26 protein-coding genes are annotated in these 22,104 nt (G+C 72.1%); 11 read left to right on the top strand and 15 right to left on the bottom strand.

What is annotated here, in order from left to right; all coding sequences use genetic code 11:
* Positions 1-54: 54 nt before the first annotated feature.
* Both ABZ930_RS00805 and ABZ930_RS00800 read right to left on the bottom strand, forming a co-directional pair.
* Complete coding sequence (locus ABZ930_RS00805; RefSeq protein ID WP_361539242.1) at positions 55-702, bottom strand: HAD-IA family hydrolase; 648 nt, start codon at positions 700-702, stop codon at positions 55-57.
* Positions 703-803: 101 nt separating this feature from the next.
* Positions 804-1,643: a prephenate dehydratase gene (locus ABZ930_RS00800; protein WP_361539239.1), complete on the bottom strand. Its 840-nt coding sequence runs from the start codon at positions 1,641-1,643 to the stop codon at positions 804-806.
* 244 nt (positions 1,644-1,887) lie between these two features.
* Between ABZ930_RS00800 and ABZ930_RS00795 the strand changes: the two genes are divergently transcribed.
* Positions 1,888-2,355, top strand: coding sequence for an SsgA family sporulation/cell division regulator (locus ABZ930_RS00795; protein WP_361539236.1), 468 nt, complete (start codon positions 1,888-1,890; stop codon positions 2,353-2,355).
* Positions 2,356-2,389: 34 nt separating this feature from the next.
* Here the strand turns inward: ABZ930_RS00795 and ABZ930_RS00790 are convergent, their stop codons facing one another.
* Positions 2,390-2,866: a thioesterase family protein gene (locus ABZ930_RS00790; protein ID WP_361539632.1), complete on the bottom strand. Its 477-nt coding sequence runs from the start codon at positions 2,864-2,866 to the stop codon at positions 2,390-2,392.
* Between the two features lie 112 nt (positions 2,867-2,978).
* Between ABZ930_RS00790 and ABZ930_RS00785 the strand changes: the two genes are divergently transcribed.
* Complete coding sequence (locus ABZ930_RS00785) at positions 2,979-3,398, top strand: helix-turn-helix domain-containing protein (protein WP_361539233.1); 420 nt, start codon at positions 2,979-2,981, stop codon at positions 3,396-3,398.
* Positions 3,395-4,792 carry a CHASE3 domain-containing protein gene (locus ABZ930_RS00780; protein WP_361539230.1) on the top strand — a complete coding sequence of 466 codons (1,398 nt, stop codon included), beginning with the start codon at positions 3,395-3,397 and terminating at the stop codon, positions 4,790-4,792. Before ABZ930_RS00785 ends, ABZ930_RS00780 begins: the two co-directional genes overlap by 4 nt.
* A 19-nt stretch (positions 4,793-4,811) precedes the next feature.
* Here ABZ930_RS00780 and ABZ930_RS00775 read toward each other — a convergent pair whose 3' ends face one another.
* Together ABZ930_RS00775 and ABZ930_RS00770 are read right to left on the bottom strand one after the other, a co-directional pair.
* Positions 4,812-5,114, bottom strand: a complete 303-nt coding sequence (locus ABZ930_RS00775; protein WP_361539227.1) for a WhiB family transcriptional regulator — start codon at positions 5,112-5,114, stop codon at positions 4,812-4,814.
* Positions 5,115-5,165: 51 nt separating this feature from the next.
* On the bottom strand, positions 5,166-5,576 hold the full coding sequence (locus ABZ930_RS00770; protein ID WP_361539224.1) for an SsgA family sporulation/cell division regulator: 411 nt from the start codon (positions 5,574-5,576) through the stop codon (positions 5,166-5,168).
* A 196-nt stretch (positions 5,577-5,772) separates the two neighbouring features.
* On the opposite strand from ABZ930_RS00770, the gene ABZ930_RS00765 reads away from it, so the two are divergent.
* Positions 5,773-6,432: a response regulator transcription factor gene (locus ABZ930_RS00765; RefSeq protein WP_361539221.1), complete on the top strand. Its 660-nt coding sequence runs from the start codon at positions 5,773-5,775 to the stop codon at positions 6,430-6,432.
* Between the two features lie 22 nt (positions 6,433-6,454).
* Here the strand turns inward: ABZ930_RS00765 and ABZ930_RS00760 are convergent, their stop codons facing one another.
* Both ABZ930_RS00760 and ABZ930_RS00755 read right to left on the bottom strand, forming a co-directional pair.
* Positions 6,455-6,820, bottom strand: a complete 366-nt coding sequence (locus ABZ930_RS00760) for a response regulator transcription factor (RefSeq protein WP_361539218.1) — start codon at positions 6,818-6,820, stop codon at positions 6,455-6,457.
* A gap of 113 nt (positions 6,821-6,933) precedes the next feature.
* Positions 6,934-8,496, bottom strand: a complete 1,563-nt coding sequence (locus ABZ930_RS00755; protein WP_361539629.1) for an MFS transporter — start codon at positions 8,494-8,496, stop codon at positions 6,934-6,936.
* A 430-nt stretch (positions 8,497-8,926) separates the two neighbouring features.
* Here ABZ930_RS00755 and ABZ930_RS00750 point away from each other — a divergent pair, with 430 nt between their 5' ends.
* On the top strand, positions 8,927-11,761 hold the full coding sequence (locus ABZ930_RS00750; RefSeq protein ID WP_361539215.1) for an AAA family ATPase: 2,835 nt from the start codon (positions 8,927-8,929) through the stop codon (positions 11,759-11,761).
* Here the strand turns inward: ABZ930_RS00750 and ABZ930_RS00745 are convergent.
* The gene (locus ABZ930_RS00745) at positions 11,748-12,422 is read right to left on the bottom strand and encodes a TetR family transcriptional regulator (RefSeq protein ID WP_361539212.1); all 675 of its coding nucleotides are present in this window, start codon (positions 12,420-12,422) and stop codon (positions 11,748-11,750) included. The two genes, ABZ930_RS00750 and ABZ930_RS00745, sit on opposite strands and share 14 nt — an antisense overlap.
* An 81-nt stretch (positions 12,423-12,503) precedes the next feature.
* Positions 12,504-13,322 carry an oxidoreductase gene (locus ABZ930_RS00740; RefSeq protein WP_361539209.1) on the bottom strand — a complete coding sequence of 273 codons (819 nt, stop codon included), beginning with the start codon at positions 13,320-13,322 and terminating at the stop codon, positions 12,504-12,506.
* A gap of 193 nt (positions 13,323-13,515) precedes the next feature.
* On the opposite strand from ABZ930_RS00740, the gene ABZ930_RS00735 reads away from it, so the two are divergent.
* Positions 13,516-13,989, top strand: a complete 474-nt coding sequence (locus tag ABZ930_RS00735) for a DNA starvation/stationary phase protection protein (protein WP_361539206.1) — start codon at positions 13,516-13,518, stop codon at positions 13,987-13,989.
* 64 nt (positions 13,990-14,053) lie between these two features.
* On the opposite strand, the gene ABZ930_RS00730 is transcribed toward ABZ930_RS00735, so the two are convergent.
* Complete coding sequence (locus ABZ930_RS00730; protein WP_361539203.1) at positions 14,054-14,980, bottom strand: alpha/beta hydrolase; 927 nt, start codon at positions 14,978-14,980, stop codon at positions 14,054-14,056.
* A gap of 217 nt (positions 14,981-15,197) precedes the next feature.
* Between ABZ930_RS00730 and ABZ930_RS00725 the strand changes: the two genes are divergently transcribed.
* On the top strand, positions 15,198-16,022 hold the full coding sequence (locus ABZ930_RS00725; RefSeq protein ID WP_361539200.1) for a Bax inhibitor-1/YccA family protein: 825 nt from the start codon (positions 15,198-15,200) through the stop codon (positions 16,020-16,022).
* A gap of 68 nt (positions 16,023-16,090) precedes the next feature.
* A complete protein-coding gene (locus tag ABZ930_RS00720; RefSeq protein WP_361539197.1) occupies positions 16,091-16,657 on the top strand; it encodes a 3'-5' exonuclease in 567 nt (188 codons plus the stop codon).
* A 63-nt stretch (positions 16,658-16,720) separates the two neighbouring features.
* On the opposite strand, the gene ABZ930_RS00715 is transcribed toward ABZ930_RS00720, so the two are convergent.
* Both ABZ930_RS00715 and ABZ930_RS00710 read right to left on the bottom strand, forming a co-directional pair.
* A complete protein-coding gene (locus tag ABZ930_RS00715) occupies positions 16,721-17,311 on the bottom strand; it encodes a DUF308 domain-containing protein (protein WP_361539194.1) in 591 nt (196 codons plus the stop codon).
* A 136-nt stretch (positions 17,312-17,447) separates the two neighbouring features.
* Complete coding sequence (locus ABZ930_RS00710) at positions 17,448-17,933, bottom strand: sigma-70 family RNA polymerase sigma factor (RefSeq protein ID WP_361539191.1); 486 nt, start codon at positions 17,931-17,933, stop codon at positions 17,448-17,450.
* A gap of 249 nt (positions 17,934-18,182) precedes the next feature.
* Between ABZ930_RS00710 and ABZ930_RS00705 the strand changes: the two genes are divergently transcribed.
* Complete coding sequence (locus ABZ930_RS00705) at positions 18,183-18,785, top strand: hypothetical protein (RefSeq protein WP_361539188.1); 603 nt, start codon at positions 18,183-18,185, stop codon at positions 18,783-18,785.
* Between the two features lie 130 nt (positions 18,786-18,915).
* On the opposite strand, the gene ABZ930_RS00700 is transcribed toward ABZ930_RS00705, so the two are convergent.
* From ABZ930_RS00700 to ABZ930_RS00690, 3 genes are all read right to left on the bottom strand, one after another.
* Complete coding sequence (locus tag ABZ930_RS00700; RefSeq protein ID WP_361539185.1) at positions 18,916-19,527, bottom strand: GPP34 family phosphoprotein; 612 nt, start codon at positions 19,525-19,527, stop codon at positions 18,916-18,918.
* A gap of 58 nt (positions 19,528-19,585) precedes the next feature.
* Complete coding sequence (locus ABZ930_RS00695) at positions 19,586-19,789, bottom strand: hypothetical protein (protein WP_361539182.1); 204 nt, start codon at positions 19,787-19,789, stop codon at positions 19,586-19,588.
* A 114-nt stretch (positions 19,790-19,903) separates the two neighbouring features.
* Positions 19,904-20,332 (bottom strand): Ohr family peroxiredoxin, encoded by a 429-nt coding sequence (locus ABZ930_RS00690; protein WP_361539179.1) that lies wholly within the window; start codon positions 20,330-20,332, stop codon positions 19,904-19,906.
* A gap of 248 nt (positions 20,333-20,580) precedes the next feature.
* Between ABZ930_RS00690 and ABZ930_RS00685 the strand changes: the two genes are divergently transcribed.
* The gene (locus ABZ930_RS00685; protein ID WP_361539176.1) at positions 20,581-21,009 is read left to right on the top strand and encodes a hypothetical protein; all 429 of its coding nucleotides are present in this window, start codon (positions 20,581-20,583) and stop codon (positions 21,007-21,009) included.
* A 94-nt stretch (positions 21,010-21,103) separates the two neighbouring features.
* Positions 21,104-22,057: an alpha/beta hydrolase gene (locus tag ABZ930_RS00680; protein WP_361539173.1), complete on the top strand. Its 954-nt coding sequence runs from the start codon at positions 21,104-21,106 to the stop codon at positions 22,055-22,057.
* The last annotated feature ends 47 nt before the right edge of the window (positions 22,058-22,104 follow it).

Genomic DNA, 22,104 nt, shown 5'->3' with positions numbered 1-22,104 from the left:
TGGGACGTGTGCCCGCAGGGGCCGACCTCCGGGTTCAGCGGGGGCGGGAGTGCTTCAGGGGCGGCCGCTCGGCTCGTCGGCGGACAACGCGATGCCGAGCGCGTCCTCCAGCGCGGCGACCGTCCGTGCGGGGTCCTCCGCGTGCACCGTGGCGAAGCCGAGTTCGGCCGCCGGGGGCAGGTACTGCGCCGTGTCGTCGACGAACACGCACTCCTCGGCCGGCAGACCGAGCCGGTCCAGGACGAGCTCGAACATCTTCGGCTCGGGCTTGCGGGTGCCGTGGAGTTCGGACAGCACCACGGCGTCGTAGCGCTCGTCGATGTCGTATCCGTCGTAGAGGTTCCACGGCGTGAGGCCCACGGAGTTCGAGAGGATGCCGACCTTCACTCCCGCGCGGCGCGCGGCGGCGGCCGCCGCGATCAGCGTGTGCTCGGGACGCAGGTCGGCGAAGATGCGCCCCATCAGGTTGTCCGGGTCGAGGCCGAGGAGCCGTCCGGCCGCCTCGTTCCACTCCGGCTGCCCGATGGTGCCGCGCTCCAGTTCCTCGGTGCGGCGGATCCCCTCGGGGTTCAGGTAGAGACCGGTGAGCAGCGTCCCCTCGGCCAGTCCCGCGCGCCGCTCGAAGGCGAGCGCGGCAGGCAGCAGAGGGGTCGTCAGCACACCGCCGAAGTCGAGGACGAGGCCCTTGCGGTGAAGAGTCATACGCACACCTTAGAGGGCGCCCGGAACATGTTCCGGGCCGGCAGGTGTGTTTGCGGCCGATGGGCACATGTGTGCCCGTTCGGCGCAGCGGGCCGTACCGGTCAGGCGCTCCGGTAGCGGTGCGGGTGGGCGGCGAAGACGCCCAGGACACGGACCTCGCTGGAGAAGAAGCGCAGCTCGTGCAGGGCCAGGGCGACCCGCTCGTCGTCGGGGTGGCCCTCGATCTCGACGTAGAAGCGGCTCGCGCTGCGGCCCGCTCCCATCTGGTAGCTCTCGATCTTGGTGAGGTTCACGCCGCTGCTGGCGAATCCGCCGAGCGCCTTGTACAGCGCGCTCGGGATGTTGCGCACGCAGAAGAACAGGCTCGTCATCGTCGGCTCCCCGAGGGCAGGCGCCGGGGCGGCCTCGCGGGAGAGGACCACGAACCGCGTGGTGTTGTCCGGGTCGTCCTCCACACCCGCGCGCAGCACGTCCAGGCCGTGCAGCGCGGCCGCGGCGGGCGGGGCGAGGGCCGCGTGCCGCGGGTCGCCCAGTTCGGCGACCTCACGCGCGGCTCCCGCAGTGTCGTCGCAGACGAGGGTGCGCCAGCCGCCCTCGCGCAGCAGCTTGCGGCACTGGCCGAGGGCGTGCACATGACTGCGGACGCACTCCACCCGGTCCGGCGTCGCGCCGGGGACACCCATGAGGTCGAAGCGGATGGCGAGGAAGTACTCGGCGACGATGAACAGCCCCGACTCGGGCAGCAGATGGTGCACGTCCGCGACGCGCCCCGCCGCGGAGTTGTCGACCGGGATCACGGCGACATCGGCCGTGCCCAGCGTCACGGCGTCCAGCGCCTGCTCGAAACTCGTGCACGGCAGTTGGGGGTCCCCGGGAAACAGGGCGCTCGCGACGGTCGCCGAATTGGATCCGAGTTCACCCTGGTACGTGACGGTTGTCACCGCTTCATGCCCTTCCACGTGGTTCTGTCGCCTGGGCGGCGGCCACGCGCTCGCACACCGCACCTGGAGCAGTATCGGTGGTCCGGGCGCCGGAAGACGCATCAGGGGTACCGGCAGTCGAACGGCTCACGGCACGGGGCGGCGCGGAACGTCGCGTTTCACGGTCAACTTACTTATGGAGAGCGGGCCGCGGACGACGAGAGTGGGGCGCGTCACCGTCAGCCCCAGGGAAGGACCCCACGTCATGAGCGGCCACGAACCCGGCGTCCCGTCCGGCGGCGGAGTCCCGGACCGCCGTCCCCGGCTGATCCTGGACATCGAACGCGTTCTGGGCGTCCGTGCCCGGCAGGCCATCACGGCCGATTTCCTGTTCGATCCGGCGGCGCCGCTCGTCGTCTCGGTGGAGTTCGTCGCCGAGGCCGGTCCGCGGGTGCGGTGGCGGATCGGGCGGGACCTGCTCCAGGAGGGGCTGTCCTCGATGAGCGGCCTGGGAGACGTACGGGTCTGGCCCGCGGCCCCGCAGAGCGGGGCGACGGTCCGGATGCAGCTGGCGTCCGGGGACATGGCCGCCCTCTTCGAGCTGCCCCTGCCCCCGCTGGCGGCCTGGCTGGCGCACACGTACGAACTCGTGCCCGCAGGGCAGGAACTCGCCGACGTCGACTGGGACGTGACGGCCGCGGATCTGCTCGGACCACGGGCCCACTCCGACTGACCACCGCACACCGGCCTGCCGCCGCTCCCGGCGTTCAGCGCCTGGACGTGATCAGCTCGCAGTCGTCCGCGCGCGCCTCCTCCAGGGTGAGCCGGAGCCCGGCGGGAGGCTCGGTGATCCTGCGGGCACGCAGGTCGATCCAGGCGCCGAGGGTGCGGACCACCGCGGCCTCCTCGCCGTCCTCCCGCGTGAAGGTGTGCTCGAACCGCCAGCGCCCACGGTCCGCGCTCAGCCCGACGAGACGGGTCGTGACGGTCACGGTGTCGAGCGGGAACACCTCGCGCAGGTAGCGCACCTCCTCACCGAGGGAGACGGCTGCGACCCCCGCCTTGACGAGTGCCCGCGGCGGCCAGCCCGCGTCGACGAGGAGGGCGAGCCGGGCGGTGGCCGCGTACTCCAGGTACCGCGTGTTGCGCAGATGCCCGTTCAGGTCCGTGTCGTCCCACCGCACCTCGAACGATTTCGTCGGCCCCTCGGCCATGTCGGAACCCGCCTTCCACTCCACGATCACCAACCATGCTCCAGCACTCCCTCCACGTGCCGGCCCGGCCGAAAGGTTCACACCCGGGCCCGGACATGTGACTGGTTGCCGAAACACGTTCTTGCCTGGATAGTGTCTCCTCATGAACATCACCGGGGACACGTCCGAGGCCAGTGTCTTCTCGAAGGGCTGTCCCTCCCGCCGCGTACTCCTCGATGTGACGGGCCGTTGGGGGATCCTCGTGCTGGCCGCCCTCCATCAGGGCGAGTCCAGGTTCGGCGTGCTGCGCCGGCACATCGAGGGCATCAGCGAGAAGATGCTGTCGCACACGCTGCAACTGCTGCGCAGGGACGGCCTGGTGCTCCGGCACGTGGACGACAGCACCCCGCCCCGGGTCACCTACGCCTTGACCGCTCTCGGCCGCACGGTCGCGGTCCCGGCCGTGGAGCTCGTCACGCTCCTCGAAGGACGGGTCGAGCAGTTCGAGCGGGCACGGGACGCCTACGAGGAGTGCACACCCTGCGCGGACGCACACCTCGGTTCCGTGGGCAGGCCCGCATGAACGTAGTGCCGTGCCGCCGGAACCGGTCGCTGGGGCTCACCAGCCTGACGGTCGCGGCGAGCGTTCTGCTGGCGTCGCTGATCGGCGTCGCGTTCGCCGTGCTGCTGTGGGCGATCTCCGACGCGAACAGCTCGGTGTCGGACCGTCGTGCGTCCCGTACGGCGCTCGTGGAGGCCGGGACCATGGAGCAACTGCTGCTCGACCTGGAGACGGGACAGCGCGGTTTCGTGATCACCGCGCGGGAGGACTTCCTCCAGCCGTGGCCGGCGGCGCGCGAACGACTGCCGTCGGCCTCCCGCCGGTTCACCGCGAGCGCCACCTCCCCGGCACAACTGCGGGCGGCCGAGCGGATCGCGCGGGACGTCGAGTCGTTCCTCCACGCGTACTCGGAGCCGCTGGTGGCGATGGTGCGCCGCGGCGACCCGGCCGCGGCAGGGCTGGAGCGGACCGCCGAGGGCAAGCGACGCGTCGACGCCCTGCGCGCCCGGTTCGACACCTACATGGAGGACGAACGCGCCCAGCTCGCGCGGCGCACGGACGCGGCCGGCACCAACAGCCGTCAGGCGGTGCTCGCCGCGGCACTCGGCCTCGCGGCGTCGACGGCGCTCGTGGCCGTCTTCACCGTGCTCCAGCACCGGGCGGTGGTGCGGCCGGTACGCGGCGCGGCGGCCGCGGCGCAGGAACTGGCGGGCGGCGATCTGAGTGTGCGGGTGCCGCCCAGCGCGGTCGCCGAGATCGGTGCGCTCGGTACGTCGTTCAACACCATGGCGGCCTCCCTCCAGGACAGCCGCCGGCGCATCATGGAGAGCACCGAGGCCGTGCACCGGCGGACAGCCCGCGATCTGCACGACGGAGCTCAGCAGCGGCTGGTCAGCCTCATGATCGGGCTGCGGCTCGCGCGGGAGATGCTCCCCGGCGCGCAGCAGGGGGCGCTCGATCTGCTGGACCAGTCGATCGACAACGCGCAGACGGCCGTCAACGAACTCCGGGAACTCGCCTCCGGTATCTATCCGCTCGTCCTCACGGTGAAGGGTCTGGTGGCCGCGGTGCAGGACCTCGCGGTCCGGTGCCCGGTGCCCACGGTCGTCGAGAGCGCGAACGAGCGAAGGATCTCCCCCACCGTCGAGTCGAACGCCTACTTCGTCGTGGCCGAGGCCGTGACCAACGCGGTCAAGCACGCGCGGGCCTCCCGGATCGACGTCACCGTCGACTTCGGCGACATGCTGCGGATCAGGATCGCCGACGACGGGATCGGCGGAGTGGGCAAGGCGTCCGCCGGGAGCGGGATGACCGGCCTCGCGGACCGGGTGGCGGCCTTCGACGGCAAGGTGACCATCGACTCCCCTGCCGGGGGCGGCACCACCCTCCTGATCCAGATACCGATTCCCGCCTGATCCGTCTCCTGACGGGTCGTCACCGCGAGGGCGCGTCGTGCTCGGTCGACCTCCGGGCCGGGTCCGTGCCGAGCCTGCGGCGGTCCTTGCCCGACAGGCCGCCCCAGACGCCGTAGGACTCCTGGTGCGCGAGGGCGGTCGCCGCGCACCGGTCGGCGACCGCGCAGCCGGCACAGATGCGGCGGGCCCGCTCCTCGCGGTCGCGGCGGGCACGACCGCGCTCGCCCGCCGGGGAGAAGAAGACCGAACTGCTCATACCGCGACAGGCGGCCTGCTCCTGCCACTGCCAGTCGACGTGGAGGGGGCGCGGGGAGGTGTGCATCGTCTGCCTTTCGAAGGGTGTGGGAAAGCTGGGTGCCCAAAGGGCGTGGGGTCATTCGGCCGGCTGGACGAGTACGTCCCAGTCCACTCCGTCGAGTTCGGCGCCGCGGGCCACCAGGGCGTAGGTCCCGGCGAGCCAGCGGACCACCGGTGCGGCGGGGATCTCGAAGAGCGCGGTGCGGGTGCTGCCGAGCCGCAGGCAGTAGGCGGACCGCTCGCCGTCGGGGCCGTCCACCGGCCAGAGCGCGACATCGCCCTCCCCCGCCCGGGCGGCCAGGCCCTCGGTGAGCAGGTCGCGGGCGAAGACCCAGCGCACGAGCCGGTTGCCGTCGGCCTCCACGATCAGGGTGACGGCCAGCGGGTCGCCCGTGTCGTACGAGAACTCGGCGGACCGGCGCAGCGCCAGGGCGGAGGTCACCCAGTGTGTGAGCTCCACGGTGAGGTGGGTCGGGTGTGTGTCCATGGTCGTCTCCTCGTCAGGGGCGTTTCGAAGGGGCGGGGGCATCTGCCAGTCTGGGCAGCGGCCGCGGCCGGGGCTGTCGTGCGGTCCCTCGGTCGGTGTCGGGCCGTCCTCGGCACATGTGTAGGGCACACCCCACGTCGCGGGACGGCACGGGCCTGCCACATGTGCGCGGCACACCTCGCGCTAGGATCCCGCCATGAACCCACCATTGCGGGCAGTGCTCGGGGAGGACCAGCCGATCGTGCGCGAGGGCATCGCGACGATTCTGCGGTCCGCGGGCATCGACGTGGTCGCCGCAGTCGACAACGCGGTGGATCTCGTCCGTGCCGCCGACGAGCACCGCCCCGACGTCGTGATCACCGACATCCGGATGCCGCCGGCGCTGGAGGCGGACGGGCTGGACGCCGTGCGCGAGATCCGCGCGGCGCGTCCCGGGACCGCCGTGATCGTGCTGTCGCAGTTCCTCGACGCCTCCTACGCGCTCGATCTCGTCGGGGACGATCCCAGCGGCGTGGGATACCTGCTCAAGGAGAAGGTGGCGCATCCCCAGCTGCTCACCGACGCCGTCGAGCGCGTCGTGGCCCGGGACTCGGCGCTCGATCCGGACGTCATCGCCGCGCTGCTGGGCCGCAAGCGTCCCGAGGATCCGCTGGCGGCCCTGACGCCGAAGGAACGGGAGGTCCTGGCGCACATGGCCGAGGGGCACTCCAACACCGGGATAGCCGCGCTGCTGTTCGTGAGTGTCGCCGCCGTGGAGCGGCATGTGACGGGAATCTTCATGAAGCTGGGGCTCAGCCAGACGGCGTCCGGGCAGCACCGCCGGGTGCTGGCGGTGCTGCGCTACCTCGGTCAGTAGCGGCCCCCGAGGTCCCGGGGCCTCAGGACGCGGTGGGGGCGAACAGCCCCCGCAGGTCGGCGTCGACCAGCTTGTCCTTGGGGACGAAGGATTCGATGCCGGCCCCGCGGAGTTCCTCCGGCGACCAGAGCGACTTGTCGGTGGAGGTCAGCACGATCCGCGGCGGACGGTCCTCCCGGGTCAGCTGCCGGGCCACGCTCAGCCCGTCGACGTCGGGCAGGTGGAGGTCGAGCAGCAGACCGTCGGGCCGGTGCGCCCGCACCGCGGCCAGGGCCGAGGCGCCGTCCGGGGACTCCGCCACGACGCGCAGGCCCCGCGCCGTCAGCAGCATCGTGGCGACGCGGCGGAATCCGGGGTCGTCGTCGACGACGACGATGTTGATGCACATGGTGTCAGCATGCCGGGCGGTCCGACGGCGCGGCCATAGGGGAATCCCTACGGTTTTGTGTATCGCTCACGCAAGGGAAACCCGCAGCTCCGCGCGTCGGGGCCGGACCGTGCTCAGGACGTGCCGTCGGGCTCCGGGGGTGTGTCGGGCCGCCGTGTCGTCGCGCGGGCCAGGCCGCTCCGGTCGCTCAGCGGGACCTCCTTGATGAACAGGGTCACCAGGAAGGCGATCAGGGCGATCGGGGCGGCGTAGAGGAAGATGTCGCCGATGCCGTGTCCGTAGGCGCTCTCCAGCCAGGTGCGGACCGGGGCGGGCAGATGGGCGAGGTCGGGGAGCGAGCCGTCGCCGGAGGCCCGGGCGGCCGTGAGGCGGTCCGCGGGGGCGAGTTGGCCGAGGGTGTCGCGCGCGTAGTGGCCGATCCGCGTCGATAGGATCGCGCCGAGCACCGAGACGCCGACCGCGCCGCCCAGGGAGTGGAAGAAGGTCACCGTCGAGGAGACGGCACCGAGGTCGTCGGCCGACACCTGGTTCTGGGTGCACAGCACGAGGTTCTGCAGGGTCATGCCGACACCGAGCCCCATCAGGGTCATGCACAGGGCGATGAACACGTACGACGTGTCGTGGCGGAGCATGCCGAGCAGTGCCAGGCCCGCCGTCAGCAGGATGCCGCCCGAGAGCAGCCAGCCCTTCCACCGGCCGGTGCGGGTGATGACGCGGCCGGAGACGGTCGAGGAGACGAACAGCCCCGCGATGAACGGGATCGTCATGAGACCCGACCGCGTCGGCGAGTCGCCCCGCGCCAGCTGGAAGAACTGGCTGAAGAAGACGGTGCCGGCGAACAGCGCGACGCCGACGAACAGGGAGGAGAGCGAGGCGAGCGCGATGGTGCGGTTGCGGAACAGCCGCAGCGGGATGATCGGTTCGGCCGCCCTGGTCTCGACGAGGAGGAAGACGAGGGTCAGCAGGAGGGCGCCCGCGACGGACGCGCAGGTCTGCCAGGACAGCCACGCGTACTTGTCCCCGGCGAAGGTGACCCAGACCAGCAACAGGCAGACGGCCGCGCTGACGAAGAAGGCGCCCGCCCAGTCGACCTCGGCCGCGCGTCCGGTGACCGGGAGGTTCAGCGTCCGTTGCAGCACCACCAGAGCGACGAGCGCGAAGGGGATCCCGACGAACAGGCACCAGCGCCAGCCGAGCCAGCTGGTGTCGGTGATGACGCCCCCGAGCAGCGGGCCGCCGACGGTGGCCACGGCGAACGTCGCCCCGAGGTAGCCGGAGTAACGGCCGCGCTCCCTCGGGGAGATCATCGCCGCCAGGACGACCTGCGCGAGCGCGGACAGTCCGCCGCCGCCGAGGCCCTGGATCACACGGGCGGTGATCAGCGTGGCGGTGTTCGGCGCGAGGCCCGCGACGAGGGAGCCGGCGGAGTAGACGACCAGCGCCGACTGGACGAGCACCTTCTTGCTGAACTGGTCGGCGAGTTTGCCCCACAGCGGGGTGGACGCCGTCACCGCGAGCAGGGAGGAGGTGACGACCCAGGTGTAGGCGCTCTGGCCGCCACCGAGGTCGCCGATGATCCTGGGCAGGGCGTTGGTGACGACGGTCGAGGACAGGATCGCGGCGAACAGGCCGAGCAGCAGTCCCGACAGGGCGCGCATGATCTGCGCGTGGGTCATCGGCGCGGGCCGGGGCCCGTCGCCGGGGTGGGCCTGGGGCCGTACGTCGGCGCCCGGGGTGGTGGTCATGGGGTGTCGCGTCCTTACGTGGGTGAGGGCGGGGGCGGTGACCGGCCCGAGGGGTTCCTCGTCCCGTCCGGCACGAGCCGGGCACGGGGGGCGGACACCGGCCCAGTCTCGGGGCCCGTGCAGGACACACACATCCGTCGATCGACTGCGTCGCGCCGGCATCACGCCGCCGTCGCTCGGACCGGACGCGCCCATCACGCCGTCGAGGTCGCCGACAGGGCCCGTCGGACGCTCGCGCAGGTGAACGACCGGTTGACGGAGTTCCTCGACCGCCCGCGGGAAGCCCTGCCCAAGCCTCCTGACGCGTAGCGGCGGCGCGCTTCTACAATGTCCCGGTACGAGGATGGGGACAGGGACACCGATGGCACGCAGCGCCACATCAGGGGCGGGACATGTGTCGCCGCCCACCGGCTCCGGCGACCCCGGCGGGCCCGGTGTTCCGCTGGTGGGACGCGAACGGGATCTCGATCTCGTCTCCGGTCTGTTCGGCGGAGGGCCGGGCGGTGCGCTGCTGCTGTCCGGGCAGCCGGGGGTCGGCAAGTCGGCCCTGCTGGACGCCGTCGCCGCGGCCGCCGCGCAGGACGGCACCCGGGTGCTGCGGGCGGCGGGGGCCGAGTTCGAGGCCGACATCAGCTACGCGGCACTGAACCAGCTCCTCCTGCCGCTCCAGGGACTCCTCGACCGGCTCGGCGTGCCCGGCGGGGACGCGGTGCGGGTGGCTCTCGGTTTCGGTGCGGGGCCCGCTCCGGAGCGCCTGGTCGTCTGCGCGGGTGTGCTGGCCCTGCTGCGGGCGGCCGCGGAGGACGGGCCCGTGCTGCTGGTCGTGGACGACCTGCCCTGGGTGGACCGGGCGAGCGCCGCCGTCCTCGGCTTCGTCGCCCGGCGGCTGACCGGCGACCGCATCCGGTTCCTGGCCGCCTCCCGCACGGGCGTCGCGAGCTTCTTCGACGGCGGCGGCCTGCCCGCGCACGAACTGCCCGCCCTGGACGCGGAATCCGCGGCGCGCCTCGTCGATCAGCGCTTCCCCGACCTGGCCCATCCGGTCCGCCTGCGGCTCCTGGAGGCCGCGCAGGGCAACCCCCTCGCCCTGCTCGAACTGCCCGGCGCGCTGCGCGCGGAGCAGCGCCGGGCCCAGGAGGTGCTGCCCGCCGTCCTGCCCCTGGGCGAGCGCCTGCAGTCGCTGTTCGTCTCCCGCGTCCGGGAACTGCCCGAAGCGACCCGCACACTGCTCCTGCTCGCCACCCTCGACGGCACGGGCGACCTCGGCGTGCTCTCGGCCGCCGCGCGGGAGGGCCGGGGCCACGCGGACCTGCGGGACCTGGACCCGGCCGAGCGGGACGGGCTGGTCCGGATCTCCTCCTCGCCCCGCCGGCTGGTGTTCCGGCACCCGCTCATCATGTCGGCCGTCGTCGAGGTCGCCACCAGCAGCGGGCGGCGCGCGGCGCATCGCGCGCTGGCCCGGGTGCTGGCCGGTAAACCGGAGCAGCGCGCCTGGCACCTGGGCGAGGCCACCCTCCTCCCGGACGAGGAGGTGGCCCTGCTCCTGGAGCGTTCCGCGCGGCGCGTCCTGGACCGGGGAGACGCGGTGGCGGCGATCGCGGCGCTCACGCGGGCCGCCGACCTCAGCCCGCTGGACGCCGACCGGGCCCGCCGGCTGTCCGAGGCGGCGTATGTGGGCGCCGAGGCGATCGGCGCGCTGCACAGTGCCTCGGCGCTGCTGGAGGACGCCCGGCGCGCGGACCCCGGGCACAGCGGTTCGCTGCGGTCCGCGACGGCCGCGGTCCAGCTCGTCCTGAACGGCGACGGCGATCTGGCGACCGCGCACCGCCTCCTGGTCGGCGCCATCGAGCAGGGCGACCACGGCTACGACGCCGAGGACCCGGCGCTCGTCGACGCGCTCCACACCCTTCTGCTGCTGTGCAACTACGGCGCCGACGCGGAGTTGTGGGCGCCGTACTACGCGGCGGTCGCCCGGCTGCGTCCCGCTCCCCCGCCGCTGCTGCTGGTCGCCGCCCGCACCTGGGGCGATCCCGCGCACGCCGACGCGGAGACGCTGCGCGCGCTCGACGACATCATCGCGGGCATGCGGGAGGAGACCGATCCGGCGCGCGTCGTGCGCGTGGGGACGGCCGCCCTGTATCCGGACCGGCTGCCTGCGGTGCGCGAGGCGGCCTGGCGGCTGGTCCGGCAGGGCCGCGAGGGCGGTGCGGTACGGCGGCACATCGGCGCCCTGCTCCACCTGGGCCTGGACGACTACCACCGGGGCGACTGGGCGGGGGTGGTGAAGCTGTCCGATGAGGGTCTCGAAGCCTGCTCGACGTCCGGGTACACCGTCTGCACCTGGTTCTTCCAGTACACGAAGGGCCTGGTCACCGCCTCCCGCGGGGACACCGCGACCGCGCACGCGCTCGCCGACGCGATGACGAACTGGGCGGCGCCCCGGGGCATCAGGGAGGCGGTGCACTGCGCGCTGCACGTGCACGCGCTCGCGGACATGGCGGACGGCGACTTCGACGCGGCGTTCGGGCGGGTGACCGCGATCAGCCCGGCCGGGAGTCTCCCCGCGTACGTCGCACATGCGGCCTGGGTCTTCTTCGACCTGGTGGAGGCGGCCGTGCGCACGGACCGGCGCGCGGCGGCGGCTGCGCACACGGAGGCGCTGCGCGGGACGAACATCGCCGGTCTCTCGCCGCGCCTCGCGTTGCTGGCGGACGGCGCACGGGCGCTGGTCGCGGAGGACGACGCCGAGTCGGCCCGGCTGTTCGCGCGGGCCCTGGCCACACCCGAGGCGGAGCGGTGGCCGTTCGCCGTGGCTCGGGTGCGGCTGGCGCAGGGGGAACGGCTGCGCCGCTCCCGCGCGCTGTCCGACTCCAAGGCCCCGCTGTCCGCCGCGCTCAAGACCTTCGAGCGGTTGGGGTCCGTCGCGTGGGCCGAGCGGGCCCGCAAGGAGCTGCGGGCGGCGGGCGGGTTCGCGGTGCGTGCGGACGACGGGCCCGGTGCCGCGCTCACCGCGCAGGAGCGGCAGATCGCGGAGCTCGCCGCCACCGGCCTGACGAACAAGCAGATCGGCGGGCGGCTGTTCATCTCGCACCGCACGGTCGGCGCGCACCTCTACCAGATCTATCCGAAGCTCGGGATCGCGTCGCGGATGGCGCTGCGGGATGCCCTGGATGCCCTGGACGTCACTCCAGAGTGAGCAGTCCCGTCGTGGAGAGGTGCAGAGCGCGGCCGAGCCGGTCGGCGAAGTCGACCTTGGTGTCGGCGAGTTCGGGGTCCTGCTGCGCCTCGACGACCGCCGGTGAGGGGTGCGCGAAGGGCCACAGGCCCGCGGTGTACACGACGGTCAGGGACACCAGTTCCCGGGCGGCGGCCGGGGACAGGGCGGGCAGGTGACCGCGCAGCAGTTCCGCCAGGTCCCCCAGGAGCCGGGTGTGGACGCGCTTGAAGTCGCGTGCCGACTCGGCGGAGATGTTCCGCTCCAGCTCGGAACCGAGCGCCGCGAACAGTTCGCACAGCAGGGTCCGGCCCGTCAGGGAGCGGGCCAGCGTGCCCGTCAGGGCCCGGGGCGACGCGGCCGCGTCGGCGCCGGACGGTGCCAGCTCCGCGGGCAACTCCTCGATCCACCGTGCCAGTTCGCGGTTGAGCAGTTCGAAGAAGACCGCTTCCCTGGTCTCGAAATAGCGCACCACGTTCGTCTTCGACAGCCCGACCCGCCGGCTCAGCTCCCGCAGACTGATGTCGCGCACGGGCAGCTCGGCAAGGAGCTCGGCGGCGGCTTCGAGGATGGTCCGCTTGCGGACCTCGCGCTGCTCGGCGCTGCGCGCACGCCGGAATTCCGTCGGCCGGTCGTCTGTCATCGTCGCTTCCTCGGGGTCCCTCGTCGCGACCCGCACCCGGCGCCGCCTGCGGCAACCCTACGCCGCGTCGGGTGACACGGATCAGACGGACTCGCTCACCGCGCGCCACTCGGCGTCCGAGGCGGCGCGCTCCGTGGCCGCGTGGGCGGCGACGGCCGCGGCGTCCTTGCCGAGGAGCAGTCGCAGCGGCGGCCGCTCGGCCTCGGCGACGTCCAGCAGCACCCGCGCGATGCGGGCCGGGTCGCCGGGCTGCTTGCCGTCCTGGCTGCGGATGCCCTCGACGGAGGCTCCGACGACGGCACGGTAGGGCTCGCTGATCGGCGGGGTGGCCATGGAGGAGCCCGCCCAGTCGGTGCGCATGCCGCCCGGCTCGGCGACGGTCACCTTGATGCCGAGCGGCGCGACCTCCTTGGCGAGGACCTCCGAGAAGCCTCCCACGGCCCACTTGGCCGTCTGATACGCGCCGAGGCCGGGCACACCCACCCGTCCGCCGACGGAGGAGATCTGGATGATGTGCCCGGACCCCTGCTCGCGCAGGACGGGCAGCGCCGCCCTCGTCACGTTGACGACGCCGAAGAGGTTGGCGTCGATCTGGTCGCGGAAGGCCTGCTCGGACGTGTCCTCGATGGCGGCCATGTCGGCATAGCCCGCGTTGTTCACCACCACGTCCAGCCGCCCGAACGACTCGACGGTGGCCTCGACGGCACGGCGCGCGGCGGCCGGGTCGGTCACGTCCAGGGTGATGAGCCGGACCCGGTCGCCGTACTCGTCCGCGAGATCGGTGAGGGTCTCGGTGCGCCGGGCGGTGGCGGCCACCTGGTGTCCGGCGGCCAGGGCCGTCTCGGCGAGGGTGCGGCCGAGTCCGCGGGAACTGCCGGTGATCAGCCAGGTCTTGCTCATGATGCTGCCTCGTTTCACTGCTGCGCCAAATAAAAGGCCGGTGGACCTTTACGTGTTCCACCATAAGAGTCCACTGGCCTCTTGTCCAGTTCGGGAACGTCAGTCGATCGACTGATCCCGGGGCGCCGAGGAGTCACGACACTGGGGCGACTGCCACGTCCGAGCCACTACCGCGGAAAGGACCCGCACACTCATGACGGTCATCAACAGCCCCCTGCCGGACAAGGAACGCGCGATCGCGGGCGAGGCCCTCCAGGCGACGCTGGTCGACCTTCTCGATCTGTCCCTGGTGGCCAAGCAGGCGCACTGGAACCTGTACGGGCCGCGCTTCCGCTCCATCCATCTGCAACTCGACGAAGTGGTCGTCACCGCCCGCGACTTCGCTGACGCGGTGGCGGAGCGGGCCGCCGCGCTGGGGGTCAGCCCGGACGGCCGGGCCGCCACGGTCGCGGCCACCAGCGGCGCGCCCGCCTTCCCGGCCGGCTGGACGAAGGACGTCGACGCCGTCGACGCGCTGGTCCGGACGTTCGCCGCCGTCATCGCGCGGGCCCGCACCCATGTCGAGCTGACCGGTCCCGCGGACGCCGTGACCCAGGACCTGCTCATCGGACTGACCGCCGCGCTGGAGAAGCAGAGCTGGATGTTCCAGGCCGAGAACAGGGCCTGACGCCACCCGAGGGGCCCGCGGCCCCCGGGGGCGGCCCGACCCGTCGGGCCGCCCCCGCAGGGGATCATCCGGTGGCGCCCAGATGCGTGGCGAAGTAGTCGGCGAGCTTGTCGACGGCCTCGTCGATGTACTCCTTCTTGTCGTACAGATCGACGTGGCTGGCGCCCTCGATCCGGTACAACTCCGCGCCCCCGGTGGCCCGCTGGTGCGCCTCGACCGCCATCCATGCGGTGACGGCACGCCCCCCGACGATCTGGAGCATCGGGCGCGGCCCGATCAGCGGGACGGCGAAGAAGGCGTCGTAGAAGGCCAGTTTGTCGATGCTCTCCCAGGCCAGGAACTTGGCGGACCGCTCGTGCGCGCCGCGCGCGGTGCAGTAGTACTCGAACCCCTCGACGCCGTGTTCGCCGCCGAGCTCGCGGGCCTGCTCCGCCGTCTCGGGGAACATCGTCATCACACCCGGGTCCGTGCCCCGGGCGGCGGCGGTCCGCGCCTGTCCGGCCGCGTCCAGCAGGGACCGGAAGACGGCCGGGTCCTGGCCGCCGTCGGCGCCGAGGCGGAACTGGCGGGACGGGTCGGCGGTGGAGACCGTGGCCACGGCGCGGACGCGGTGGTCGCCGCCGGCGGCGGCCAGCGAGTAGCCGCCGGAGGCGCAGATGCCGAGCAGACCGATCCGCTCGGCGTCGACCTCGTCGCGGGTGGCGAGGTGGGAGACGGCGGCCTTGAAGTCCTCCACGCGCTGCGCGGGGTCCTCGAGGCCGCGCGGGAGTCCGCCCGACTCGCCCTGGTGGGCCGCGTCGAAGGCGAGGGTCACGAAGCCGCGCTCGGCCATCAGTTGCGCGTAGGTACCGGACGTCTGTTCCTTCACTCCGGTGCCGGGGTGCCCGACCACCAGAGCGGGCCACGGACCGGATCCGGCCCGCTCGGGCGTGTAGAGGTGGGCGGCGATCTCGATGCCGGCGCTGTCGAAGGTGACGCTGGATCTGGCCATGGGGCACTCTCCTTGGAATCCGGTGTCCGTCCTGAACACGTTTCTACGATCGCGACTGCGGACGCCCTCGAAAAGAGACAGGTTTCTGCCGGGGAAAGAACCTTCCCCCTCACATGTACGCCTCTTGCCCTCACTGTCGTCACCTGTCAAAGTGGTGACGAACAGAGATTGACGCTTTGTCCGTACGCCGCGCACTCGGCGATCCAGGAGGAATCCCATGAAGAGCAGCAACCCGGTCTTCACCCGCTGGGGCGCCGGCCGTGACCGCGGACCGGACTCGGTCGAGCCCGTGGCCGACCGTTCGACCAACCCCTACGCCGGCACGGGCGTCGCCCTCGCCGACAAGGACACCGCCACCTCGGCGATGACGGTGGACGACGTGGTGGTGCGCACCGGCACGACCCTGGGGACCGTCGTGCTCGGCGCGGTGCTGTCGTGGCTGCTGCTGCCCGTCGACGAGGCCGCCGTCGGACGCTCGTACGCGATCGCCGTCGGTGCCGCCCTCATCGCCTTCGTCCTGTCGATGATCCAGACACTTCGGCGCACACCTTCACCGGCTCTGATCCTGGGATACGCGGCGTTCGAGGGGGTGTTCCTGGGTGTGCTGTCCAGCGTGACCTCGACCTACATCGCGCCGGGTGTGGTCGTCCAGGCCGTCCTCGGCACCTTCGCCGTGGCCGCGGGGATGCTCATCGCCTACCGCATGCGCTGGATCCGGGTGACGCGCCGGTTCACCGGGATCGTCGTCTCCGCCGCCACCGGATTCGTCCTGCTGCTGCTCGCCGACTCACTGTTCTCGGCCTTCGGCGCGGGGAACGGTCTGGGCTTCCACAGCGGCGGCCTGGGCGTCGTCTTCGGAGTCGCGGGGATCCTGCTCGGCGCGTGCTTCCTCGCGCTGGACTTCCGGCAGGTCGAGGACGCCGTGGCCTTCGGCGCACCCCGGGACGAGGCGTGGTTCGCCGCCTTCGGCCTCACCATGACGCTCGTGTGGATCTACCTGGAGGTGCTGCAGGTGCTGACCGTCTTCAACAGCGACAACTGACTCGGCCGACGGCCGTCACCGCCGAATTGAGGTGCGGTGACCGGGTGGGCGTCCCTACCCTCGGCCCCATGCGCCACGAATCCGCCCTGCTGAACGTCATCGACGTGGAAGCCACCTGCTGGGACCGGCAGCCGCCGCCCGGCGAGGTGCACGAGATCATCGAGATCGGTCTCACCGTCGTCGACCTGTCGGCAGGGCGCCGTGCGTCCCGGCATCGTCTCCTGGTCCGCCCCGCCCGCTCCACGGTGAGCGCCTTCTGCACCGAACTGACAGGCCTGACGCAGGCCGAGGTGGACCGGGGCGTCTCCTTTGCCGAGGCGTGCCGGATCCTCGTGGAGGAGTACGCGGCCGGAGAGCGGCCCTGGGCGAGCTGGGGCGAGTACGACCGCCGGCAGTTCGCCCGGCAGAGCCGGGCCGACGCAGTGCCCTACCCGTTCGGCTTTCCCACGGAGCGCACCCACACCAACGCCAAGGCCGTGTTCGCCGCGGCCCACGGGCTGCACCGGCAGCCCGGCATGGCCGACGCCCTGCGGATGGCCGGACTGCCGCTCGAGGGTCGCCATCATCGCGGGGAGGACGACGCGTGGAACATCGCCGCGCTCGTCCTCGACGCATGGCCGACCACGCGTGCCTAGGGCACACACCGAGGGGCATGCGCACAGCGCATGCCCCTCGATCGGTCTTCCGCGCGACGGCCGTCAGACCGTGCCGGTGCGCAGTTGGCGGGTCTTCCAGCCCAGCAGTCCCGCCTGGGCGATGAAGAAGACCCCGCCGCCCGTGGCGTAGACGGACAGCACGTCGAGGGACGGATCGTCGCCCGCGGCCTGGAAGTTGTAGAACACACCGACGAGGAACGACAGGCCGCCCGCGATCAGCATGGGCCACTGCTTGCCCAGTTCGGGGCCGCGGCGCCGGATTCCCACGGCCACCTGGGCCGCGCCGGAGAGAACGGCCCAGGCGCCGAACACGTGCAGCACGGGCGCGACACCGCCGGCCCCCGCGATCCCCACCGCGACGGCGGCCAGGGCGCTCAGGACTCCGTTGAACGCCGTCACCCGGCGCTCCGAGCCGTCGGGCAGGGCCCGGTGGTCGATCCATGAGGACACCGCGTCGATCAGCGGGTAGACGACGAGCAGTGTGATCGCCACGGCGTCGACGCTCTCGTGGGCCCCGGCGAAGACGAGCGCCCACACCACGGCCAGGGCTCCGCGGGCCAGGTACAGCTTCAGCAGGGAGGAACGTTCACCGGTCGGCGTGTGCGCGGGCGGCGTCGGGATCTGCGTACTCATGAGGGTTCGGCCTTTCTCAGGGGCGTCGGGAAAGAAGGAGGTGCGTGGCCCGGGCGATGCCGGGACGGGATGGCACGGCGTCACACTCGCCGCGCCAGGTGTGTCCCGGCTACCGTCATGTGACTGCCGGGACCGGTCACACCAGAGGGGGTCGGACAGCTTCGGTCCGGGCTACGGCGCGGAGTTTGCGCAGGGCGTGGTGGTGGCGGCTCTTCACGGTGCCGGACGGCACCCCGAGGATTCCGGCGGTCTCCTTGATCGTGCGGTCGCACAGATAGATGTGGACCAGGACGGCCCGGTGTTCGAGGGACAGCCGGCTCAGCAGCGGCCGGACCACGAGGGCGTGCTGGACCGCTTCGATGCCGTCCGTCGTCGACACGGGCTCGTGGTGGCCGTCCGTGATCATCTCGCGCCGGGTGTGCGGCTTGCGCACCCAGTCGATGACCAGGCGCCGGGTCACACTGAAAAGCCAGCCGCGGACGGATCCCTCCGTTCCGGCCAGGCGGTCGGTGTGCCGCCAGGCCCTGATCATGGCCTCCTGGACGATGTCCTCGGCATGAGGGTGCCGAGCAGTTCGGAACGGGACATGACCGGGTGAGGCGTAGCCATCGCCGCCGCACATCAAGAAGACCCAGGATGGTTCCGTACGCCGGTGTCCCTCCTGGTTGTCGAATACATGTGTCCGGTGCCCGTGGCTCTGCGGGATGAGCGTCCGCGTCCCGCGCGCACCAGCGCCTCGGCTACTTTTCGTGAAGAGTGAACATGCCCTTCGAACATGCCGATGGGCCACCGGGTATCCACACGCATCTGCACGGCACTCTTCACATGGGTAGCATGCGCAGCGACATCCATATGGAGGGAGTGAACGGTTGTGAGCAGCCGATCAGCCGCCACGCTCCGGTCGCGGTACGCAGAACAGGCCGCGTCGGATCTGACGGACAACCGCCGGCGTCAGCAGGAACTCGCGGACCAGCTCGCGGTCCTGAAGCAGCAGGAAGCGCTGCTGGTGGACATCCTGAACCTGGCGGAGCGGTACGAGGGTTTCGCCGACGCCTCGCGCCTGCCGGAACAGGTGCAGGACGAACTCGGCGCGCAGGACGCGCCGTCGGCCAAGAAGGCCGCCGCGGTCACCAGGACTCCGGCGGCCACGAAGACGCCGGCCCGGAAGGCTCCCGCGGCCAAGAAGGCCACGGCGTCCACGAAGGCGAAGAGTGACGCGAAGGGCAAGGGTGACGCGAAGGGGAAGTCGCGCCAGCCACTGCTCGGCGATCTGCTGGTCGACCTGCTCGCCGGTCACGACACCCCGCAGCCGGCCTCGGATCTGCGCGAGGAACTGCTGGCGAAGTACCCGGACCGGAATCCGACGCCGCAGGTGGTGCGCAACACCCTCGAGTCGCTGGTCGCCAAGAGCCGCATCCGACGCCACAAGAAGCAGCGGTCGGTGATGTACACCCTGGTGAAGTCCGCGAGCTGAGCGGGCACACCCCGGCGGGCGACGGCCGGAGACACATCCTTTCCTCCCGCGGGCGGTGGCCGCCGACCCGCCGCGGGAGGGATGTGTCCGGCGGTCCCGCACCCCTCCAGGAGCCTTTCCGGGCGGGCCGCTAGGCACGCCATATGTTGTCGAACGCGTCGTCCTCGATGGCGCGGCGCAGCCGTACGGCCTCCAGTTGTGTGACCGCCTCGCCCACAGCGGCGAGCACGGTGGTGACGGCGTCGTCGGCCCGGTCGTCCTGCCGGAGCCACGACGTCGTTTCCTGACGTCTCGTGGCCGCCAGCAGCCCGGCGAGTACGGGCTCGCAGGACGCGGCGCGCGCCTGGGCGGCGCGGCGTGCCGGGGAATCGGCCCGGTCGGTGCCCGCGCTCCTCCGCCAGAACCCGTGGCGCTTCGGCCGTGGGCGGGCGATCGCTCCCGACCGCTCCAGCTCGGTCACGTAGGCGGCGGCCAGTCCGGGGCCGCGACGCCACAGCCAGCTCTCCACCGTCTCGTACGGCTGCGTGCGGACGAGCGCCGCGGACGCGCGGTCCAACAGGCCGTCGACCTCGGGTCGTCGCGGGCCGGGCACCACGAGGTCGCCGTCCAGGGACAGTGCCCCGCTCGCGAGAAGGTCGATCGCCTCGGCGCCCGCGAGCGCGAGGGACAGGCCGCCCGGTTCCGGCCGCTCCTCGTGCGGCACGTCCAGGGCGACCAGGGTGAGGTCTTGTGCGGTGGTCATCGGAGGAGCTCCTTGTCCGGCGGACGTGTTGACGCCTTTTCCACGGTGACGCTCCGCTTCAGAGGAAGGCCGAGGCCGACGGGCCGTAGCCCCACATGACCGCCGTCGCGGACCAGCTCCACAGCTGTGTGGTGTCGGACCGCTCGTGGTCCGTGAGCGGGGCGGCGTCGGTGGGGTGGGGGACGGTGCGGGCCGGCGAGGTGTCGGCGACGGTACGGCGCCGCTCGGGGGTCCGGGTGCGGGTGTACGTGACGGAAGCCATGGCGTGTGCCGTCTCTCTCCGGTCGGCGGTGCGTACGGGGGTGGGAGGGGAGCGCGAGGGGGGTGCGGGCCCCGTGCCGGGGGAAGGGGCACGGGACCCGCGGTCAGGGGAAGGTCAGGCGGCGGCGCGGGCGTCGATGACGACCGGAACGTTGCCGCGCGTGGCCTTGGAGTACGGGCAGATCCGATGGGCGGCCTCGGCGAGCTCCTGGGCGGTGCTCGCGTCGACGCCGCCGAGCACCGGCGTCAGGACCGCGGAGAGGGAGAACTCGCCGTCGTCGCCGTGCGTGAGGGTGACCTCGGCGGTGATGGCGGTGCTGGTCAGCCGGATCTTGCGGCTCGTCGCGGCCCGGCGCAGGGCGCCCAGGAAGCAGGCGGCCCAGCCAGCGGCGAGCAGCTGCTCGGGGTTGGTCGCTGCGCCCGATCCGCCGAGTTCCTTCGGCAGGGCGAGGCCGGTCTCCAGCAGTCCGTCCGAGGAGCGGACGCGGCCGCCGTTGCGGCCCTCTCCGTCGACGTCGACAACAGCGGTGTAGCTGACAGCCATGACTCGTGCTCCCCATCTGGGTCGGAAAGTGTTCGAGCGCCACGATCCGGGCCCGATCGGGGGCACCGGTTGAGGCGGTGATGGAATCGTGGCAGACATTTGCATCACCCGTCAAGACGGTTACAGCGCACATTCGCGCCCCTCGCGGCACTCACACCCGCACCCTTCGTTCGCCTTGACAGGTCACACCCGATCGTGCGAGCGTTCGTCACCAGTCAGACCAGTTACTTTCTGTGAGGGGAATTCCCATGGCAGTCGTCCGCTTTCATCTCGTGTCCACGCTCGGCCCGTCCGAGGTCCTGGCGGTGCTGACGGACTTCGGCCCCTCCCGCGCCGCGTCCTGGCCCACGATCGACGCCGACCACTTCGAGGTGCACGGCCTCGGGGACACCTGGGCCGAGGTGACCGAGGGCACCGCTGCCGCGTGGGAGCGGGCGCGCTACGAATGGCAGCCCGGGGGTGACACGGTCACCGTCACCACCCTCGACTCGAAGCTGTTCGGAGCCGGCGGCGGCTGGGTCTTCCGGATGACCCCGGAAGGCGCCGGCACCCGGGTCGATGTCGAACTGACCCGCACACCCGGCACGTTCAAGGGCAAGGTGCTGGCCTCACTGCTGCCGCTCGCGGCCCCCGCATCCCTGCGCAAGTCGTTCGCGAAGCCGCTCCAGGCAGCATGACACATGTGTCGTCGGCGAGCAGCACTCGCCGCCCATCACTCACACCTCCCAGCCGCCCCACCCCCGTCACACCTCGCCCCACCAGGAGTCTCCGATGACCGCATCGCCCAGTCAGGGCGCCAGCCCGCTCTCCCCCGGCACTCACACCTATCAACTGGCCGGCATCGTCCAGCGGTATCATGTGCACGGTTCCGGACCGATGTGCGTGGTCCACTCCGGTGGGCCCGGTATCGCCTGGGAGTACCTCCGCATGCCCGTGCTGGAGGAGCATCTGACGATGGTGTACGTCGAGCCCATCGGGACCGCCGAGGACAACCGGCTGCCCTCACACCCGCACGGCTACACCCGGGAGCGGTACAGCGGCTTTCTCGACGTCCTCATCAGCCGCCTGGGCGTGCCCGAGGTGTATCTGCTGGGGCACTCGCACGGCGCGTTCGTGGCCGCTCACCACGCGCTGCACCGGCCCGAGCGGCTCGCCGGCGTGGTGCTCTACGAGGGTGCTCCCGTCACCGGGCCCGAGCACGGGGCCGAGGCGGGCCGCAGGGTGGAGGCGTGGGCGGCGCGGCACGCGGGGCACCCCGGACTGCCCGACGTACTGGCCGCGTTCGGCGCGATGTCCCGCATCTGCGACGACGAGGGAACCGTGGCCGTGGCCCGTGGTGTGCTGCCGTCGTACTTCGCCGACTACTGGGCCGACGAGGCACGGCTGGCTCCGTTCCGGGACGCGATCCGGGCCACGTACATCTCCGGCCTGGACGAGGACCTCACACCCGACGTCATCGACGACCGCGTCGCGCTCAAGGGACTGACCGTGCCCGCCCTGGTCGTGGTGGGCCTGCACGACGTCATCTGCGGTCCGCGCTGGGGCCGCGAACTGCACGAACTGATCCCGGACGCCCGGCTGCTGACGCTGGAGAACAGCGGGCACTTCGGCCATCTGGAGGAGCCCGGGCTCTTCGCGGGCGCCGTGCGCGACTTCGTCCGGAGCACCGGCGCCGGAGAGCCGGACGACCGTCGCCGGCCGACGGGACCTACGGCCACGGCCTGATGACCGGACTCCGCCGTCACGGGGATGGGACGGCGGAGCCGGCACCC

The sequence above is a fragment of the Streptomyces sp. NPDC046716 genome, assembly GCF_040645755.1.
GTDB lineage: Bacteria > Actinomycetota > Actinomycetes > Streptomycetales > Streptomycetaceae > Streptomyces.
This window is presented reverse-complemented; position numbering and strand designations above follow the sequence as displayed.

What these genes read in the sequence shown, in the direction of transcription:
- ABZ930_RS00680 (WP_361539173.1), top strand. Translation starts at nt 21,104, where the DNA reads ATGACCGCATCGCCCAGTCAGGGCGCCAGCCCGCTCTCCCCCGGCACT.
- ABZ930_RS00710 (WP_361539191.1), bottom strand. Translation starts at nt 17,933, where the DNA reads ATGTGCGGCGGCGATGGCTACGCCTCACCCGGTCATGTCCCGTTCCGA.
- ABZ930_RS00775 (WP_361539227.1), bottom strand. Translation starts at nt 5,114, where the DNA reads ATGCACACCTCCCCGCGCCCCCTCCACGTCGACTGGCAGTGGCAGGAG.
- ABZ930_RS00685 (WP_361539176.1), top strand. Translation starts at nt 20,581, where the DNA reads ATGGCAGTCGTCCGCTTTCATCTCGTGTCCACGCTCGGCCCGTCCGAG.
- ABZ930_RS00765 (WP_361539221.1), top strand. Translation starts at nt 5,773, where the DNA reads ATGAACCCACCATTGCGGGCAGTGCTCGGGGAGGACCAGCCGATCGTG.
- ABZ930_RS00760 (WP_361539218.1), bottom strand. Translation starts at nt 6,820, where the DNA reads ATGTGCATCAACATCGTCGTCGTCGACGACGACCCCGGATTCCGCCGC.
- ABZ930_RS00780 (WP_361539230.1), top strand. Translation starts at nt 3,395, where the DNA reads ATGAACGTAGTGCCGTGCCGCCGGAACCGGTCGCTGGGGCTCACCAGC.
- ABZ930_RS00720 (WP_361539197.1), top strand. Translation starts at nt 16,091, where the DNA reads ATGCGCCACGAATCCGCCCTGCTGAACGTCATCGACGTGGAAGCCACC.
- ABZ930_RS00795 (WP_361539236.1), top strand. Translation starts at nt 1,888, where the DNA reads ATGAGCGGCCACGAACCCGGCGTCCCGTCCGGCGGCGGAGTCCCGGAC.
- ABZ930_RS00785 (WP_361539233.1), top strand. Translation starts at nt 2,979, where the DNA reads ATGAACATCACCGGGGACACGTCCGAGGCCAGTGTCTTCTCGAAGGGC.
- ABZ930_RS00750 (WP_361539215.1), top strand. Translation starts at nt 8,927, where the DNA reads ATGGCACGCAGCGCCACATCAGGGGCGGGACATGTGTCGCCGCCCACC.
- ABZ930_RS00715 (WP_361539194.1), bottom strand. Translation starts at nt 17,311, where the DNA reads ATGAGTACGCAGATCCCGACGCCGCCCGCGCACACGCCGACCGGTGAA.
- ABZ930_RS00745 (WP_361539212.1), bottom strand. Translation starts at nt 12,422, where the DNA reads ATGACAGACGACCGGCCGACGGAATTCCGGCGTGCGCGCAGCGCCGAG.
- ABZ930_RS00770 (WP_361539224.1), bottom strand. Translation starts at nt 5,576, where the DNA reads ATGGACACACACCCGACCCACCTCACCGTGGAGCTCACACACTGGGTG.
- ABZ930_RS00755 (WP_361539629.1), bottom strand. Translation starts at nt 8,496, where the DNA reads ATGACCCACGCGCAGATCATGCGCGCCCTGTCGGGACTGCTGCTCGGC.
- ABZ930_RS00735 (WP_361539206.1), top strand. Translation starts at nt 13,516, where the DNA reads ATGACGGTCATCAACAGCCCCCTGCCGGACAAGGAACGCGCGATCGCG.
- ABZ930_RS00725 (WP_361539200.1), top strand. Translation starts at nt 15,198, where the DNA reads ATGAAGAGCAGCAACCCGGTCTTCACCCGCTGGGGCGCCGGCCGTGAC.
- ABZ930_RS00730 (WP_361539203.1), bottom strand. Translation starts at nt 14,980, where the DNA reads ATGGCCAGATCCAGCGTCACCTTCGACAGCGCCGGCATCGAGATCGCC.
- ABZ930_RS00805 (WP_361539242.1), bottom strand. Translation starts at nt 702, where the DNA reads ATGACTCTTCACCGCAAGGGCCTCGTCCTCGACTTCGGCGGTGTGCTG.
- ABZ930_RS00690 (WP_361539179.1), bottom strand. Translation starts at nt 20,332, where the DNA reads ATGGCTGTCAGCTACACCGCTGTTGTCGACGTCGACGGAGAGGGCCGC.
- ABZ930_RS00700 (WP_361539185.1), bottom strand. Translation starts at nt 19,527, where the DNA reads ATGACCACCGCACAAGACCTCACCCTGGTCGCCCTGGACGTGCCGCAC.
- ABZ930_RS00695 (WP_361539182.1), bottom strand. Translation starts at nt 19,789, where the DNA reads ATGGCTTCCGTCACGTACACCCGCACCCGGACCCCCGAGCGGCGCCGT.
- ABZ930_RS00740 (WP_361539209.1), bottom strand. Translation starts at nt 13,322, where the DNA reads ATGAGCAAGACCTGGCTGATCACCGGCAGTTCCCGCGGACTCGGCCGC.